This is a genomic window from Micromonospora sp. DT48 (assembly GCF_049844495.1).
GTDB lineage: Bacteria > Actinomycetota > Actinomycetes > Mycobacteriales > Micromonosporaceae > Micromonospora.
The window spans coordinates 236310-251532 of the sequence record NZ_JBNCLE010000004.1; the positions used below are offsets into that span (position 1 = coordinate 236310).

Here is a 15223-nt window from a genome sequence, read left to right on the forward strand (position 1 = left end):
TTACCAGTACGGTAGCGGGGCGGCTGTGACCGGCGCGATCCCTTCCCGCAACTGATCATGATCGGTTGCCGCCTGGTGAGAAAAAACCCCTGGTCGGGTGCTGCGTCCCGGGTTCCGACACCGATCAACCTCGGCCACGGGTATCGGGGAGATCACTCTGAGCGCAGGGCCACCACGGGATCGAGCCGACCAGCCCGCTGGGCGGGTACCACCCCGAAGATGATGCCCACCGCCGCCGAGACGCCGAAGGCCAGTGCCAGCGACCACCAGGTCACCGCCGCCGGGATGGGTGAGACGGCGGCCACCAGCAGCGCGCCGCCCACGCCGAGGGCCATCCCGGTGAGGCCACCGACCGAGGTCAGCAGCACCGCCTCCAGCAGGAACTGCACCCCGATGTCTCGGGGCCGGGCGCCGACCGCCTTGCGCAGACCGATCTCCCGGGTCCGTTCCCGGACCGAGACCAGCATGATGTTGGAGACGCCGACCCCACCGACCAGCAGCGAGATGCCCGCGATGGCGGCCAGTACGCCGGTCAGGATGCCCAGGATGTCGCCCAGCACACCGAGGATCTGCTCCTGAGTCACGGCGCTGAACTCGGTACCCGGGTGTCGACCGTTCAGCTCGGCCACGATCCGCTCACCGAGTTCGTCGATCCGTTCCCGGTCCGGGGCCTTCACCGCGATGGCGTCGACCCGTTGGGTGCCGTAGAGCCGCTGCGCCGCCGTCACCGGCACGTGTACCTCGTCGTCCCGGTCCACCCCGAGGCTCTGCCCGAGCGGGGTGAAGACACCGATCACCCGGAAGCGCACGCCGGCCACGTTGAGCTGCTGACCGACCGCCTCCCGATCCGGGAAGAGGGAGCGGGCGACGGAGTCGCCGAGCACCGCGACCCGGCGACCGGTGTCCACGTCGGAACCGGTCAGGTATCGCCCCCGGGCGACCTCCCGGGCGAAGACCGTGGGGGTCGTCTCCAGCACCCCTTGGACGGTGGTGAAGTCCTCCCGGTTGCCGGCCCGCACGGTCGCCCCGGAGGCGACCGTCACCGCCACCCGGCTCGGATCACCCACCACCCGGCCGACGGCGTCCACGTCCTGGAGGGTGAGCGGGGAGAGCGCCGGCGCGCTACCCACGTCGAGTCGCCCCGGCACGACCAGCAGCAGGTTGGAACCGAGGCCCTCGACCTGCTGCTCCACCCGCTGCTTGGTGCCGGTGCCGATGGCCACCAGCAACACCACGGAGGCCACCCCGATGACCACCCCGAGCATGGTCAACGCGCTGCGCATCCGGTTCGCGCGCAACGCGTCCCACGCCACCCGCCAGGCTTCGGCCACCCTCACGCGCCAGCCCCTCCGTCCGCCACCTCGGTCGAGCCGGATTCGGCGGCGCTGTCGGCGACCACCACGCCGTCGCGCATCGCGATGCGTCGCCGCGCCCGCGCCGCCACCTCCGCGTCGTGGGTGACCATCACCAGCGCCACCCCGGACTCGCCGTTGAGGCGTTCCAGCAGTTCCAGCACGGCGGCACCGGTGGTGCTGTCCAGGTTGCCGGTCGGTTCGTCGGCCAGCAGCACGGTCGGATCCGTGACCAGGGCTCGGGCGATCGCCACCCGCTGCTGCTCGCCGCCGGAGAGCTGGTTGGGCCGGTGGTGCAACCGGTGACCCAGGCCGACCCGCCCGAGCATCGCGGCGGCGCGCTCACGCCGCTGCCGCGCACTCACGCCCCGGTACACCAGCGGCAACGCCACGTTGTCCACCGCCGAGGTACGCGGCAGCAGGTGGAACGCCTGGAACACGAAGCCGATGGTCTCGTTGCGCAGCCGGGCCAACTCCGGGGCGGTGAGGGTGCCCACCTCCCGGCCACCGATGACCAACCGGCCGCCGCTGGGGCGGTCCAGCCCACCGAGCAGATGCATCAGGGTGGACTTGCCGGAGCCGGAGGGCCCGATCAGCGCGACATAGTCCCCGGCTTCGACGGTCAGCGACACCCCGCGCAGGGCGGGCACCGACACGCCGTCCAGCTGGTACGTCCGGGAGACGTCGACCGCTTCGATCGCCGGAGCCCGGCTCACCCGATCTCCTGGCCCTCGCGGACCTGGTCGGTGCCCCGGATCACGATCCGGTCGCCGGCCTGCACCCCGTCGACGATCTGCACCAGATCCTGCCCCTGGACGCCGACGGTGACCACGGCCCGGTCGGCGCGGCCGTCGCGGACCAGCCAGACGGTGTCCCGGCCGTCGACCGAGAAGAGCGCCGACGCGGGCACGGTCACCGCGTCCGCCTCCTCCCGGACCCGCAGCCGCAGCACCGCGTTCATCCCGGGGCGCGGGGTGGGCGCGGGCTCGGCTTCACCGAACTGCCCGGGGCCGAGGGCGAGTCGCACCCGGTAGCTCACCCCGCCCCGGGCCGAGGTGGTGGGCAGTACGTCGATCGACTGCACCGTCGCCTGGTAGCTGGCACCGGTGACGGCGTCGAGTTCGACGGTGCCGGTCAGCCCGGGGCGGACCAGCAGGACGTCCGTCTCGTCGACCTCGGCGAGCAGACCCAGCTCGCGGGTGTCCACCACGGTCAGCACCGGGGTGCCGGCGGTGACCCGACCGCCCACCGGAACCGCGGTGTCCACGCCCGGCGGCGGTCCGGCCGGCGCACCGAACGACTCCCCACCGATCCCCGACGGCATTCCACCCGATCCGAGCAGCCCGGCGAGGGCTCCCGCCGAGCCGGTGCCGGTGCTGACGCCGCCCGGCTGCACGACACCGGCGATCGGGGCGCGCAGGGTCAACGCGTCGACGGTCGCCTTGGCCAGGTCGTACGCCTGCTGTGCCTGAAGTCGCTGGGCGGTGGCGAGCGCGCTGACCGCGCTGTTCAGGTTGCGTACGCCGCGCTGCACCTCCCGTACCGCCCGGTCGGCGGCGCGGGCCGCCGCGTCGTACCGGCGCTGTGCCGCCTCGACCTGGGCGAGCAGCGCCTTGCGGAGTTCCGGGTCGCTGATCTTCGCCGCCGCGGCTCGGGCGGCGGCGTGCGTGGCGTCGGCGGCGCGGTCGGTGCCGCGCAGCGACCCGACGAGGTCGCCGCCGCCACCGCCGCCACCGGCGCGTTGCGCGGCCCGCAGCGCGGCGCGGGCCTGGCGGAGGCGTTCCCGGGCCGACGGTGAGTTGATCACGGCGAGCACCTGCCCCCGCTTGACCCGCTGACCCGGCTCCACCCGGAGGCGGGCCAGCGTGCCGTCGGCCGGGGCGGTGAGGGTGGCCGCCGCCCGGGCGACAACGGTGGCGGGAGCATCGATCTCCTCCGCCACTGCGGCGCGCGTCGCTGCGGCGAGCGCGATCGGCGGCTCGTCACCACCACAGGAAGCTGCGGTGGTGAGGGTCAGTACGGTGACGGCGAGCAGAACGGTGACCAGGCGCAGCCGAGTGGCTGGCAACCGCGGCGAGTCGGAGCGGCGCACGCGACACATGCTACGAGCATCTGTCGATGTCGCCCCGACCGCCCCGACCAGGCCACCGGGTCAGCGCACGGCCTTGCGGATGTACGCGACGCACTCCTTACGCAGGCTCGACCAGGACTCGCCGAAGATCTCCTCGGTGGTCTGCTCCGGTCGCCGCAGGTCGTACACCACCGCCTTGAAGAAGGCGAACGCCTGCTCCTCGCCGAACCGGTCGACCAGGTGCCGGAAGGCGAGGTAGGCGATCCCGTAGCTGCCGGTCACCTTCCGGTCGGGCGTGTCGTCGTCGGGAAGGAGTCCGTCCAGCTTGCCGTCCCAGTCGCCCGTCACCAGCCGGCGGGTGGGCGCCAGTCCGTCGTACCGGGAGACCGGCTGGCCGTCGGCACCCGCGTGCTCGGCCAACCCTTCGATCAGCCACCAAGCCGAGTCGTCCCAGTAGCTCTTGTCCGGCAGTGAGGCGGCATGGGCCAGTTCGTGACGGAGCAGTTCGTCCAACGCGGGGCCGTAGTAGTCGAGCGTCTCGGGTGCCAGTATCACCTCGTAGTGCCCGCCACCGGTGTTGATCGCGGCCCCGGCACCCCATTCCGGTTGGTCACCGCCGTACCACCGCTTCCACTCCTTCGGCCCGGCGTAGAAGACGCGGTACATGTCCGGAGGCGTACCGTCGACGACATAGGTGTCGGCCACCTTCGCCGCCGCCTCGGCCCGCTTCAACAACCCCGGCAACCGGTTGCGGTGATCCGGGGTACTGGCCACCATGACGCGCTTGCCGACCACCACGGCCAGCTTGCTGATCTCCCAGGGCAGGGCACCGGGCTGGCCGTTGAAGCGACCGTTCACGTACGGCGAGGACTTCGACTTCGACAGGGCGAGCAGTCGGGGTTGCGCACCGTCCCGCCAGCGGGTCTCCACCACCATCGGGCTCGGTTGGCAATTCGGCACGACGAAGCAGTACTGGAACTCGATCTGCACCCGCCACTGTCCGGGGCGCCCCGCCGAGGTGGGCAGGCCACTCGGACGGCCCTGCCAGCGCGTCACCCGCAGGGCCCGGAGCGCGGCGAACCGCCGACGCAGGTCAGGGCGTACGGCTGGGGCCGCGATCGCGGCGAACCCGGACCGGTCGCCGTCGAGCAGCGCGGCGGCCTGCTTGTCGAGTTGCGCGGTGATCCGTTCGGCGACCTGCCGGGCGGCGATGGTGGTGGGGTTCTCCGTCGGCGAGGCGGCAACGGCCGGTTCACCGACCTTTGCATCGGACAGTCGACCGTTCAGCAGCGCCGCCGGTACGCCGACACCCAACGCCAGCACCACCGCCACCACGGCGGCCCACAATGGCCATCGGCGACGCGGCCGTCGCTCGGGGACCGGGTCGGCGTCGGGCATCACCGTTGTGGGTGGCAGCGCCGCCTCCTGCGCTGCCGGGCTGGTCACCGCTGGATGGTCGTCGCCCGCCGGGGCCCCCTCATTCACCGGCGAAGGGTAAAGCCTGCGGTAGCGCCGACGGAAGTGTGATCTACCGGCCGACTCGGGTCAGGCAGCGTCGGGCTCCGCCGAGGCGGGCCAGGAACGGAACGCCACGTCCAGGGCGGCGATCATCCGGTCGAAGGACCGGTTGACGTCGCGGGGTAGTCCGAAGTCTCCGGTCGCCTCCAGCGAGACGAAGCCGTGCACCGCCGCGCGGAACATCCGGACCCCGTCCACTGCGGCGTCGCCCTCGATGCCGTATCCCCGCAGGATGGCGTAGACGACGCCGACCGCGCGTTCCCCGGCGGCCAGGTGCGCCGGGTCGGCCGGATCCGGTACCCGCTGGGTGGCCGGATAGCGGCCGGGGTGCCGACGGGCGTACGAGCGGTAGGCGGCGGCGACGGCCCGTAGCGCGTCCTCGCCGCTGCGCCCGGCGGCAGCTGTGGTCATCTCGTCGGCGATCTCCGCGGTGGCCAGCGCGGACAACTGCTGCGCGAGCGCCTCGGCACCCTTGACGTGCTTGTAGAGGCTGGGCAGTGCCACGCCGAGCCGGTTCGCCAACGCGGCGAGGGTGAGCTGGCCGTACCCGACCTCGTCGACGAGCCGGGCCGCCTCACGTACCACGATCTGGGTGTTGAGCCCGGCCCTAGGCACGGTTGACCTCGGCCAGGAAGGCGACCAGCTCGTGCGCCATCGCCTCCGGGCGATCGGCGTGCGGGTAGTGACCCGCTTCGGTGATCATCCGCGCCTCGGCGACCGGGAAGAGTCGCCGGGCGGCCCGGGCCTCCGCGCCGGGGTCGGAGAAGTCGGGATCCCTGGTGCCCATCAGCACCAGTACCGGCTGGCGGACCTGCGCGGCGAGGCTGGTCCAGTGCGGCTCCACCGGGTGGATCACCCCGCGCAAGGGTGCCATCCGGCCGGGCCGGCGCAGCGCCGCCACCAACTGCCGGCGGTACTGCGCGTCGTCGGCCGGACGGTGCACGGGAAAGAGCGTGCGGTGGAACAACCCGAACAGCCGTGGACTGTGCAGCACCACGACCATGGCCAGCCGCATGAAGGGGTTGAGCTTCGGCTGGTTGACGAACGCGCCGACCAACACGATGCCGTTGACCGACTCCGGCGCCTCGGTGGCGGCGAAGACCACGGCCGCGCCGCTGGACGAGTTGCCCACCAGCACCGCCGGGCCGCCACCGAGGTCACGCACCACCGCGAGCAGGTCGCCGCCCACCTCCGCCGGGGTGTACGACGGCCAGCCGGTGGTCGAGTCGCCGTGCCCGCGTACGTCGACCGAGGCCACCCGGTAGCCCGCTGCCACCAGCAACGGAATCAGGTGCCGGTAGGAGCGGCGGTTCTCCCCCATGCCGTGCGAGAGCACCACCAGGGGCCCCTGCCCGTGCACCTCGTACGCGATCCGGCCGTCGGCACACGCCACAAAGCTAGTTGACATAGCCGCAAGGCTAATGTTGTTAGCTTTCCTGGTCAAGGCACGGCTCGCACCCGCCGACCGGCGGTACGGCTGCTGCCGGGTGTTACCGGCGGGAGGTGAGCGCGCGGGCGAAGAAGGCCACGTTGGCCGGACGCTCGGCGAGCCGACGCATCAGATAGCCGTACCAGTCGTCGCCGTAGGGCACGTAGGTGCGGACCGTGTAGCCCTCACCGACCAGGCGGGCCTGCTCCTCCGGCCGGATGCCGTAGAGCATCTGGAACTCGAAGCGGTCCGGGTCACGGTCGAACCAACGCGCCCGGTCCTCGCCGATGGCGATCAGGCGCGGATCGTGGGTGGCGAGCATCGGATAACCGTCGCCGGACATCAGGATGTTCAGGCACCGGACGTACGACTTGTCGACCTCCCGGGCCGACTGGTACGCCACCGACTCCGGCTCCCGGTACGCGCCCTTGCACAACCGCACCCGCGACCCGGCCGACGCCAGCTCGCGGCAGTCCGACTCGGTACGCCGCAGATAAGCCTGCAACACCGCACCGGTCGACGGGTGGTCCTTGCGGAGCTTGGCCAGGATGTCCAGGGTCGAGTCGGTCGTGGTGTGGTCCTCCATGTCCAGGGTGACCGTGGTGCCGGCCGCCTCGGCGGCGGCGCAGATCGCCCGGGCGTTGTCGTAGGCGAGTTGCTCGTCGAACGCCTGACCGAGCGCGGAGAGCTTCACGCTCACCTCGGCGGCGGGAGTCAACTCCGCCTCGGCCAGCATCCGCAGCAACGTGAGGTACTCGTCCCGGGTGGCGTTGGCCTGTTCGCCGGTGACGGTGTCCTCGCCGAGATTGTCGAGGGTGACCGCGAGACCGTCCTCGACGAGTTCGCGGGTCACGCGCAACGCGTCGTCGGTCGTGGTGCCGGCAACGAACCGGCGGACGACGTCCCGGGAGAACGGGGCCGTCGCGACGAGCCGCTCGACCCGGGATGACCGGGAGGCGGCGAGGATGACGGAACGGAGCATGAGCCGAGCGTAACTCCCACCCGACCACCAGGTACCTTCCCGTCCGCCCTCGGCCCGGGGCGGACGGGATGGCATCCATCGGTTACAACGATGTCGTGGAAAATCGCCCCCGCCGCCGGCTTCGGTCGGCCTCCGTGCAGCTTGGCGCGCTCACCGCCCTGGCGCTCGCCCTCTCCGGCTGCAATATGAACTCCGACGACGATGACGATGACGACTGCGCCCTCGGCCCCGCCGGTGGTGGCGCGACGGTCGCTCTGGCCATGCGGATTCCCGCCCCAGCCGCCGAAGTCGGCAGCCGAACCGCGCCCGAACCGGTGAGCGCCTCGGTGCCCGAACGCGGCGGTTTCGGTACCCATCTCGCCTACTGCGGCGGCTGAGCGTGCGGCGCGAGACGGTCACACCGCGCCCCGACTGGGACACCACGATCCGCGAACAGGGCCTGGTCTACGTGGACACGGAACTGCCCGACGGCGGGGTCATGTCGTACTGGGACGAGACCGCGGCGTACGTCTTCGACCTGGACGAGGTGCTGCGCCTGGAGGAGGCCACCGAGGAGCTGCACCGGATGTCGCTGGCCGCCGCCGAGCACGTGGTGCGGCGCAACCGGTACGCCGAGTTCGGCATCCCGCAATGGGCTACCGAGGCGGTCGCCCGGTCGTTGCGGGAGAAGCCACCCAGCCTCTACGGCCGCTTCGACCTCTGGTACGACGGCAGCTGGCCGCCGAAGCTGCTGGAGTATAACGCCGACACCCCCACCGCACTGGTCGAGGCGAGCATCACGCAGTGGTACTGGCTGGAGCACACCCGGCCGGAGCTGGACCAGTGGAACAGCCTGCACGAGCGGCTCGTCGGCACCTGGGCGAAGATCGGCGCGGGGCTGCACGACCGGCGGGTGCACGTGGTCTGGTCGAACGAGGAGGAGACCGGCGAGGACCACATGACCGCCGGCTACCTGGCCGAGACCGCCCGCCAGGCGGGGCTGGACGTCGAACTACTGCCGATCCAGCACCTCGGCTGGGACGGCCGGCGCTTCGTCGACGCCGACGACCGACCGGTCGTCACCTGCTTCAAGCTCTACCCGTGGGAGTGGATGCTCGCCGAACCGTACGGCCCGCTGGCGGTGCGGCCGGGCACCCCGACCACCTGGATCGAGCCGGCCTGGAAGCTGCTGCTGTCCAACAAGGCGTTGCTGGCCGTGCTGTGGGAGTTGTATCCGGGGCACGAGCTGCTGCTGCCGGCGTACCTGGACGGTCCGCGCGGAATGTCGGAATACGTCGCCAAGCCGCTGCTCGGCCGGGAGGGCGCGGCGGTACGCATCGTCACCCCCGGCGGTGAGATCAACAATCCCGGCGACTACGGCGAGGAGGGCTTCTGCTACCAGGAGTTCCGGGCGTTGCCGACATTCGGCGACAGTCATCTGGTGCTGGGCAGCTGGATCGTCGACGGTGAGTCGGCCGGTGCCGGGCTGCGGGAGAGCGCCAGTCTGATCACCGACGGCTACGCGCGGTTCCTCCCGCACTACATCGACGCGCCACGCCCGGGATGAGTCGTCTACGGTTGACACGTGGACTTCGACGCGTACGCCCGGACCGGGGTTGACCTCGTCAACGCGCGACTGAACGACCTCGACGACCTGCGTGGCCTCTTCTGCGACGACCAGGAGTGGATGCGCGACGAGGTCACGGAACGGGATCTACCGACCTTTCGGCGTGCACAGAAGCGGCTGCGGGACGTCTTCGCGTACGGCACCTCGGGGCGGGACGCCCTGGCGGTCAGCGAGCTGAACTCCCTGCTGGAGGCGTTCCCGGTGCAACCGCGCATCTCCGGACACGACTCCAGCGACTGGCACATGCACGTCACCAGCCGGGGTGCCTCGGTCAGTTCGGAATACCTCGCCGGTGCGGTCTGGGGGCTGTCGGTCTGGCTGTGCGAGTACGGCAGCGCCCGGTTCGGCGTCTGCGCCGACGACCGCTGCGGCAACGTCTACCTGGACACCTCGTCCAACTGCTGCCGGCGGTTCTGCTCGGAGCGCTGCGCCACCCGCTCGCACGTGGCCGCCCACCGGGCGCGTAAGCGGGCTGCGGTGCCCAGCCAACCGGACCCGCTGACACCGGTTTCCTGACCCGCCCCTGGAGGGTCGACGGTCAGAACGGGCGGGTCGACGGTCAGGCGTCGACCGGGGACGGCGTGCCGAGGTGCTGACGGGCGAAGGCCAGCGCCTCGCTCAGATCCGCCTCGCGGACCTGCCGACTCTTCGCGCCCCGGGTGGTCACCTCCACCGCCACCGAGCCGGTGAAGCCCCGCCCGGCCAGCGAGCGCAGCAACTCGGCGCAGGGCTGGTTGCCGCGCCCCGGCACCAGGTGCTCGTCGCGTCCCTCGCCGGTGCCGTCGCCGAGGTGCACGTGCGCCAGACCGTCGCCCATCCGGTCGGCCATCGCCAACGCGTCGCTGTGCGAGGCGGCACAGTGCGACAGGTCGAGCGTGTACGAGGTGTAACCGGCGTCGGTGGGATCCCAACCGGGCACGTACGGGACGAACTGGCGGCCGGCCATCCGTACCGGATACATGTTCTCCACGGCGAACCGCAGGCCACCGAACTCGCCGGCCACCCGGTCGAGCCCCTCGGCGAAGCGTCGGGCGTAGTCCCGCTGCCAGGTGAAGGGCGGGTGCACCACCACCGTCGGCGCTTGAAGCGTCTCGGCCAGCACCGCCGCCCGGCGGAGCCGCTCCCACGGGTCCGGGCTCCACACCCGCTGGGTGACCAGCAGGCAGGGGGCGTGCACGGAGAGGACCGGCACCCCGTAGTGGTCGGCGAGGCCCCGCAGCGCGCCCGCGTCCTGGCTGACCGCGTCGGTCCAGACCATCACCTCAAGGCCGTCGTAGCCGTGCGTGGCGGCGAGCTGGAACGCCGCCGCGGTCCGCTCAGGGAAGACCGAGGAACTGGACAGGAGCACCGGGACGCGGGAAGTCACACCACCGAGGGTAGCCGCCGTTCATTGAGGCATCATGACGAGAGTACGCAAACCGGACAGGAGGGACGACGGGGATCACACCGGAGCCAGTCGATCCATCCGGTTGAGGATCACGCCCTCCCGCAGCGCCCACGGGCAGATGTCCACCGATTCCACCCCGAGTCGACGCATCACCGACTCGGCGACCACCGCACCGGCCAGCAGTTGGTGGGCCCGCCCCGCGCTGACCCCCTCCAACTCGACCAGTTGCGCGGGCGGGATGTGCCGGATGAAGCCGAGCACCTGTCGCAGGCCGGACCGGGTGAGTCGGCGGCGGGCCCAGAGCCCGGCACCACTGGGGGCCGCACCGGCGAGCCGGGCCAGCGTACGGAACGTCTTGGAGGTCGCCACCGGGCGGTCCCACCCCACCTCGATCATCCGCTCGACCACCGGATCGAGCTGCGCCTCGACGTATTGCCGCAGCTCCTCCACGATCTTCGACGCGGGCGGGACGCGGCTTTCCGGGTCGACGCCGAGCCGGTCCCGGGTCAGCCGACCGGCTCCGAGGGGAAGCGACACCGCAGCGTCCGGATTCTCGTCGATGCCCGCCGCGATCTCCAACGAGCCGCCGCCGATGTCCAGCACCAGCAGCCGCCCGGCGGACCATCCGAACCACCGCCGGACCGCGAGGAACGTCATCCGTGCCTCGTCGGCGCCGGAGAGCACCTCCAGCCGTACGCCGGTGGCGTCGCGCACCCGGGCCAGGACGTCGGCCGCGTTGGTGGCGTCACGCACCGCGGAGGTGGCGAAGGCGATCAACTCGTCCACCTTCAGTCCGGTGGCCGCCGTACGCGCCGCGTCCACCGCCTTGACCAGGGCGTCCGCGCCAGCCTCACGGAGTGCGCCGTCCGGGTCGATCTGCTCGGCGAGGCGCAGCACCGCCTTCTCCGAGTGCACCGGCCACGGGTGCGCCCCGTGGTGCGCGTCGACCACCAGCAGGTGCACCGTGTTCGAACCGACGTCGAGGACACCCAGTCGCATGGGAGAACCATAGGCCCACCTGGTTCGCGTCACTCGACGACCGGGCTGCCCCACCACGCGTACGCTGGCCAGGTGACAGGGCAGATCGAACTGCGTGTGCTGGTGGACGACCCGGCCGATCCGCGCAGCCGGGAAGTGCCGCTGGACTTTCCCCGGGAGTGGGTCGAGTTCGTCGACCCGGCGGACGAGCGGCACCTGATCCGGGCCGATCTCACCTGGTTGCTGTCCCGGTGGACCTGCATCTTCGGCCGGGGATGTCACGGGATCATCGCCGGCCGGTCGGCCGACGGCTGCTGCTCGCACGGTGCCTTCTTCACCGACTCCGACGACGAGACGCGGGTCCGGGCCGCGGTGAAACGGTTGACGCCACAGACCTGGCAGCACTATCGACGCGGTTTCAAGAACTGGACCGAGAACGACACCGTCGACGGCAAGACCCCGGCACGGCGCACCGCCACCCAGGACGCGGACGGCCCCTGCGTCTTCCTCAACGACGCGGACTTCCCGGGCGGGGGCGGGTGCGCGTTGCACGCCCAGGCGTTGCGCGACGGGGCGCATCCGCTGGAGTACAAACCGGACGTGTGCTGGCAACTGCCGATCCGCCGCGATCAGGACTGGGTCAAGCGGCCGGACAACACCAAGGTGCTGGTGTCCACGCTGGCCGAGTTCGACCGGCGCGGCTGGGGGGCTGGCGGGCACGACCTCGACTGGTGGTGCACCTCCTCCACCGACGCGCACGTCGGCACCGAACCGATGTACCTGTCGTACGCCCCGGAGCTGACCGCGCTGATCGGCGAGGCCGGGTACGTGAAACTGGCCGAGCTGTGCGCGGCGCGGATCCGGCAGGGCCTCGTCGCCCCCCACCCGGCCGACCCGGTACCGGGTCAGGGCTCGAACTTGTAGCCGAGACCCCGCACCGTGACGATGTGCCGTGGGGTGGACGGCTCCGGCTCGATCTTGGAACGTAGCCGCTTGACGTGGACGTCGAGCGTCTTCGTGTCACCGACGTAGTCGGCGCCCCAGACACGGTCGATCAGCTGGCCCCGGGTGAGCACCCGACCGGCGTTGCGCAGCAGCAGTTCGAGCAGCTCGAACTCCTTGAGCGGCAGCTGCACCGCACCCCCGGCCACGGTCACCACGTGCCGCTCGACGTCCATCCGGACCGGCCCGGCGACGAGCGTCGCCTCGCTCGACTCCACCTCCGAGGTCTGCCGGCGCAGCACCGCGCGGATCCGGGCGACCAGCTCCCGGGGGGAGTACGGCTTCGTCACGTAGTCGTCGGCCCCGATCTCCAGGCCGACTACCTTGTCGATCTCGCTGTCCCGCGCGGTGACCATGATGATCGGCACCTGCGAGCGCTGCCGCAGCTGTCGGCATACCTCGGTGCCGGACATCTCCGGCAGCATCAGGTCGAGCAGCACGATGTCCGCGCCGGTCCGGTCGAACTCGGTGAGCGCCGCCGGCCCCGTGGCGGCCACCGAGACCTCGAACCCCTCCTTGCGAAGCATGTACGACAGGGCGTCGGAGAACGACTCCTCGTCCTCGACCACCAGTACGCGACTCAACGGCGTTTCCTTTCCATCGGTCGGACCGGACGGCGCCCCGACCCGATCCACGTGCGGTCAACCCTGCCCGGGTTCGGCCGTGGTTTCCGCCTCCGGCAGTGTGCCCAGCAGGTCGTCCGGCGGACGGGCGGGCAGCCGGAGGGTGAACGTCGACCCACCACCAAGAGTGCTCGCGACGTCCACCCGGCCACCATGGTTGCTCGCGATGTGCTTGACGATCGCCAGCCCCAGGCCGGTGCCGCCGGTCGCCCGGGAACGCGCCTGGTCGGCCCGGTAGAACCGTTCGAAGATGCGGTCGACGTCGGTGGGGGCGATGCCGATGCCCTGGTCGGTGACCGCGATCTCCACCTGTTCACCGGCGGACCGGGCGACGATGCGGACCGTGGTGTCCTCGCCGGAGTAGTTGAGGGCGTTCTCCACCAGGTTCGCCACCGCGGTGGCGAGTTGGCTGTCGCTGCCGTACAGGGTCAGCCCCCGCTCGGCTTCGACCGTCACCTCGATCCGGCGGGCAGCGGCGGCGGTCCGGGTGCGATCGATCACCTCGGACATCACCCAGTCCACCGCGACCGGTTCGGGCGCCGGCTGCGGTTCGGCGCCCTGGAGCCGGGTCAGCTCCAGCAGCTCCTGCACCAGCCGTCCCAACCGGGTCGACTCGTGCTGGATGCGCTCGGCGAAGCGGCGGGCCGCGCCGAGGTCCTCGGAGAGTTCCGGGCGACCTTCGCCGGCCGGGCCGGTGGCGTCCAGCAGCGCCTCGGCGAGCAGTTGCAACGCACCGATCGGGGTCTTGAGTTCGTGGCTGACGTTGGTGACGAAGTCCCGGCGGACCCGGGCCAACCGGTGCGACTCGGTCACGTCGACCGCCTCCACCGCGATGTAGCCGCCGCCCAGCCCCATCGCCCGCAGGTGCACGCCGAGCGGATTCTCCGCGGCGTTGTCGCCGCCTCGGGGCAGGTCCAGCTCGATCTCGCGCCGTACGCCGGTGCGGCGTACCTGCCCCGCCAGGGTACGGATCATCGGATGCGCGATGACCGATCCGGGTCGACCACCGGCCCGCAACAGCCCCATCGCCCGCGCCGCCGGATTGGTCAGCACGGGCACGTCGTCCGCGTCCAACACCACGACACCCGCACGCAGCGAGTCGATCGCGCGACGGCCGATGCCGCCCTGCACCTCGTCGATGACGGGCCTCCCCTTACCGACCCGGAAACCGGCCCGCGGACTCCGGGTGGACTCGGTGGCCCGGCGCGCCGCCGGGACCACGCGGGACAACCCCAGCCCGGCGATCACCCCGACCGCCAGGGCCGTGGCCACACCCACCGTCACTGCCCATGTCACCCGGCGATCGTAGGGTCATTCTCGACCCGGCGATCGCCCAGAACGGGACGAAGCACTCCGACGTCGAGCAGAGTTCACCTACCTGTCCGGCATCGTTCACCCGTACCGAGCCCCTGGTCGCACCTGGTCGACGGTGACTCTCGTCCGCCGGACACGCCGAGGGCCCCGACACTCGCCGGGGCCCTCGGTGTCGGGGTCAGCGACCCTGGTTGGCCACCGCCGCGGCGGCGGCCTTCGCCGCCTCCGGGTCGAGGTAGGTGCCGCCCAGCGTCTGGGGGCGCAGCAGCGGGTCCAGGTCGTAGCGCAGCGGGATGCCGGTGGGGATGTTGAGCTTGGCGATCGCCTCGTCGCTGATCTGGTCCAGGTGCTTGACCAGCGCCCGCAGCGAGTTGCCGTGCGCGGCCACCAGCACCGTACGACCGGCCAGGATGTCCGGCACGATCGAGTCGTACCAGTACGGCAGCATCCGCGCGACGACGTCCTTGAGGCACTCGGTACGCGGCATCAGTTCGGTCGGCAGCAGCGCGTACCGCGGATCGCCCACCTGCGACCACTCGTCGTCGTCGGCGATCGGTGGCGGCGGGGTGTCGTACGACCGGCGCCAGAGCATGAACTGCTCCTCGCCGTACTCCTCAAGGGTCTGCTTCTTGTTCTTGCCCTGCAACGCGCCGTAGTGACGCTCGTTGAGCCGCCACGACCGGCGTACCGCGATCCAGTGCCGGTCGGCGGCGTTGAGCGCCAGCTCGGCGGTCCGGATGGCACGGCGCATCACGCTGGTGTGCACCACGTCCGGCAGCAGGCCGTGATCGCGCAGCAGCTCGCCGCCGCGGCGCGCCTCGTCCTCCCCCTTCGCGGTCAGGTCGACGTCGACCCAGCCGGTGAAGAGGTTCTTGGCGTTCCAGTCACTCTCGCCGTGCCGCAGCAGGACCAGCGTCCCGACGGTGGGCCCCTCGCTAGCTGTCATGCCGATCATCCTGCC

General features: G+C 71.5%; 16 protein-coding genes. 4 read left to right on the forward strand and 12 right to left on the reverse strand.

Annotated features, from left to right (window positions below; genetic code table 11):
* Positions 1–152 precede the first annotated feature (152 nt).
* The 7 genes from ACLQ2S_RS01830 to ACLQ2S_RS01860 all read right to left on the reverse strand — a co-directional run bounded on the left by ACLQ2S_RS01830 (position 153) and on the right by ACLQ2S_RS01860 (position 7352).
* Positions 153–1337, reverse strand: coding sequence for an ABC transporter permease (locus ACLQ2S_RS01830; protein WP_425700974.1), 1185 nt, complete (start codon positions 1335–1337; stop codon positions 153–155).
* A complete protein-coding gene (locus ACLQ2S_RS01835) occupies positions 1334–2068 on the reverse strand; it encodes an ABC transporter ATP-binding protein (RefSeq protein WP_309222450.1) in 735 nt (244 codons plus the stop codon). Before ACLQ2S_RS01835 ends, ACLQ2S_RS01830 begins: the two co-directional genes overlap by 4 nt.
* Entirely contained in the window at positions 2065–3453 is a 1389-nt protein-coding gene (locus tag ACLQ2S_RS01840; RefSeq protein ID WP_155214490.1) for an efflux RND transporter periplasmic adaptor subunit, read from the reverse strand. The genes ACLQ2S_RS01835 and ACLQ2S_RS01840 overlap by 4 nt, the downstream gene beginning before the upstream one ends.
* 51 nt (positions 3454–3504) lie before the next feature.
* Positions 3505–4908, reverse strand: coding sequence for a hypothetical protein (locus tag ACLQ2S_RS01845; protein WP_425700975.1), 1404 nt, complete (start codon positions 4906–4908; stop codon positions 3505–3507).
* A gap of 60 nt (positions 4909–4968) precedes the next feature.
* The gene (locus tag ACLQ2S_RS01850) at positions 4969–5556 is read right to left on the reverse strand and encodes a TetR/AcrR family transcriptional regulator (protein WP_309222449.1); all 588 of its coding nucleotides are present in this window, start codon (positions 5554–5556) and stop codon (positions 4969–4971) included.
* Complete coding sequence (locus ACLQ2S_RS01855; protein WP_425700976.1) at positions 5549–6349, reverse strand: alpha/beta fold hydrolase; 801 nt, start codon at positions 6347–6349, stop codon at positions 5549–5551. Before ACLQ2S_RS01855 ends, ACLQ2S_RS01850 begins: the two co-directional genes overlap by 8 nt.
* An 82-nt stretch (positions 6350–6431) precedes the next feature.
* Positions 6432–7352, reverse strand: coding sequence for a proline dehydrogenase family protein (locus tag ACLQ2S_RS01860; RefSeq protein ID WP_155214487.1), 921 nt, complete (start codon positions 7350–7352; stop codon positions 6432–6434).
* Between the two features lie 68 nt (positions 7353–7420).
* Here ACLQ2S_RS01860 and ACLQ2S_RS01865 point away from each other — a divergent pair, with 68 nt between their 5' ends.
* The 3 genes from ACLQ2S_RS01865 to ACLQ2S_RS01875 are packed head-to-tail and all read left to right on the forward strand — an operon-like array spanning position 7421 to position 9474.
* The gene (locus tag ACLQ2S_RS01865) at positions 7421–7729 is read left to right on the forward strand and encodes a hypothetical protein (protein ID WP_425700977.1); all 309 of its coding nucleotides are present in this window, start codon (positions 7421–7423) and stop codon (positions 7727–7729) included.
* 2 nt (positions 7730–7731) lie between these two features.
* Positions 7732–8898, forward strand: a complete 1167-nt coding sequence (locus ACLQ2S_RS01870; RefSeq protein ID WP_309222448.1) for a glutathionylspermidine synthase family protein — start codon at positions 7732–7734, stop codon at positions 8896–8898.
* An 18-nt stretch (positions 8899–8916) separates the two neighbouring features.
* Positions 8917–9474 (forward strand): CGNR zinc finger domain-containing protein, encoded by a 558-nt coding sequence (locus ACLQ2S_RS01875; protein ID WP_309222447.1) that lies wholly within the window; start codon positions 8917–8919, stop codon positions 9472–9474.
* 43 nt (positions 9475–9517) lie between these two features.
* On the opposite strand, the gene ACLQ2S_RS01880 is transcribed toward ACLQ2S_RS01875, so the two are convergent.
* A complete protein-coding gene (locus ACLQ2S_RS01880; protein ID WP_309222446.1) occupies positions 9518–10324 on the reverse strand; it encodes a sugar phosphate isomerase/epimerase family protein in 807 nt (268 codons plus the stop codon).
* A gap of 75 nt (positions 10325–10399) precedes the next feature.
* Complete coding sequence (locus ACLQ2S_RS01885; RefSeq protein WP_425700978.1) at positions 10400–11344, reverse strand: Ppx/GppA phosphatase family protein; 945 nt, start codon at positions 11342–11344, stop codon at positions 10400–10402.
* 72 nt (positions 11345–11416) lie between these two features.
* Between ACLQ2S_RS01885 and ACLQ2S_RS01890 the strand changes: the two genes are divergently transcribed.
* Positions 11417–12247 carry a hypothetical protein gene (locus ACLQ2S_RS01890; protein WP_309222445.1) on the forward strand — a complete coding sequence of 277 codons (831 nt, stop codon included), beginning with the start codon at positions 11417–11419 and terminating at the stop codon, positions 12245–12247.
* Here the strand turns inward: ACLQ2S_RS01890 and ACLQ2S_RS01895 are convergent.
* From ACLQ2S_RS01895 to ACLQ2S_RS01905, 3 genes are all read right to left on the reverse strand, one after another.
* Positions 12229–12909, reverse strand: a complete 681-nt coding sequence (locus ACLQ2S_RS01895) for a response regulator transcription factor (protein ID WP_155214485.1) — start codon at positions 12907–12909, stop codon at positions 12229–12231. The two genes, ACLQ2S_RS01890 and ACLQ2S_RS01895, sit on opposite strands and share 19 nt — an antisense overlap.
* A 57-nt stretch (positions 12910–12966) precedes the next feature.
* On the reverse strand, positions 12967–14244 hold the full coding sequence (locus tag ACLQ2S_RS01900; RefSeq protein ID WP_309222444.1) for an ATP-binding protein: 1278 nt from the start codon (positions 14242–14244) through the stop codon (positions 12967–12969).
* A gap of 196 nt (positions 14245–14440) precedes the next feature.
* On the reverse strand, positions 14441–15208 hold the full coding sequence (locus tag ACLQ2S_RS01905; protein ID WP_155214484.1) for a phosphoglyceromutase: 768 nt from the start codon (positions 15206–15208) through the stop codon (positions 14441–14443).
* Between the last annotated feature and the right edge of the window lie 15 nt (positions 15209–15223).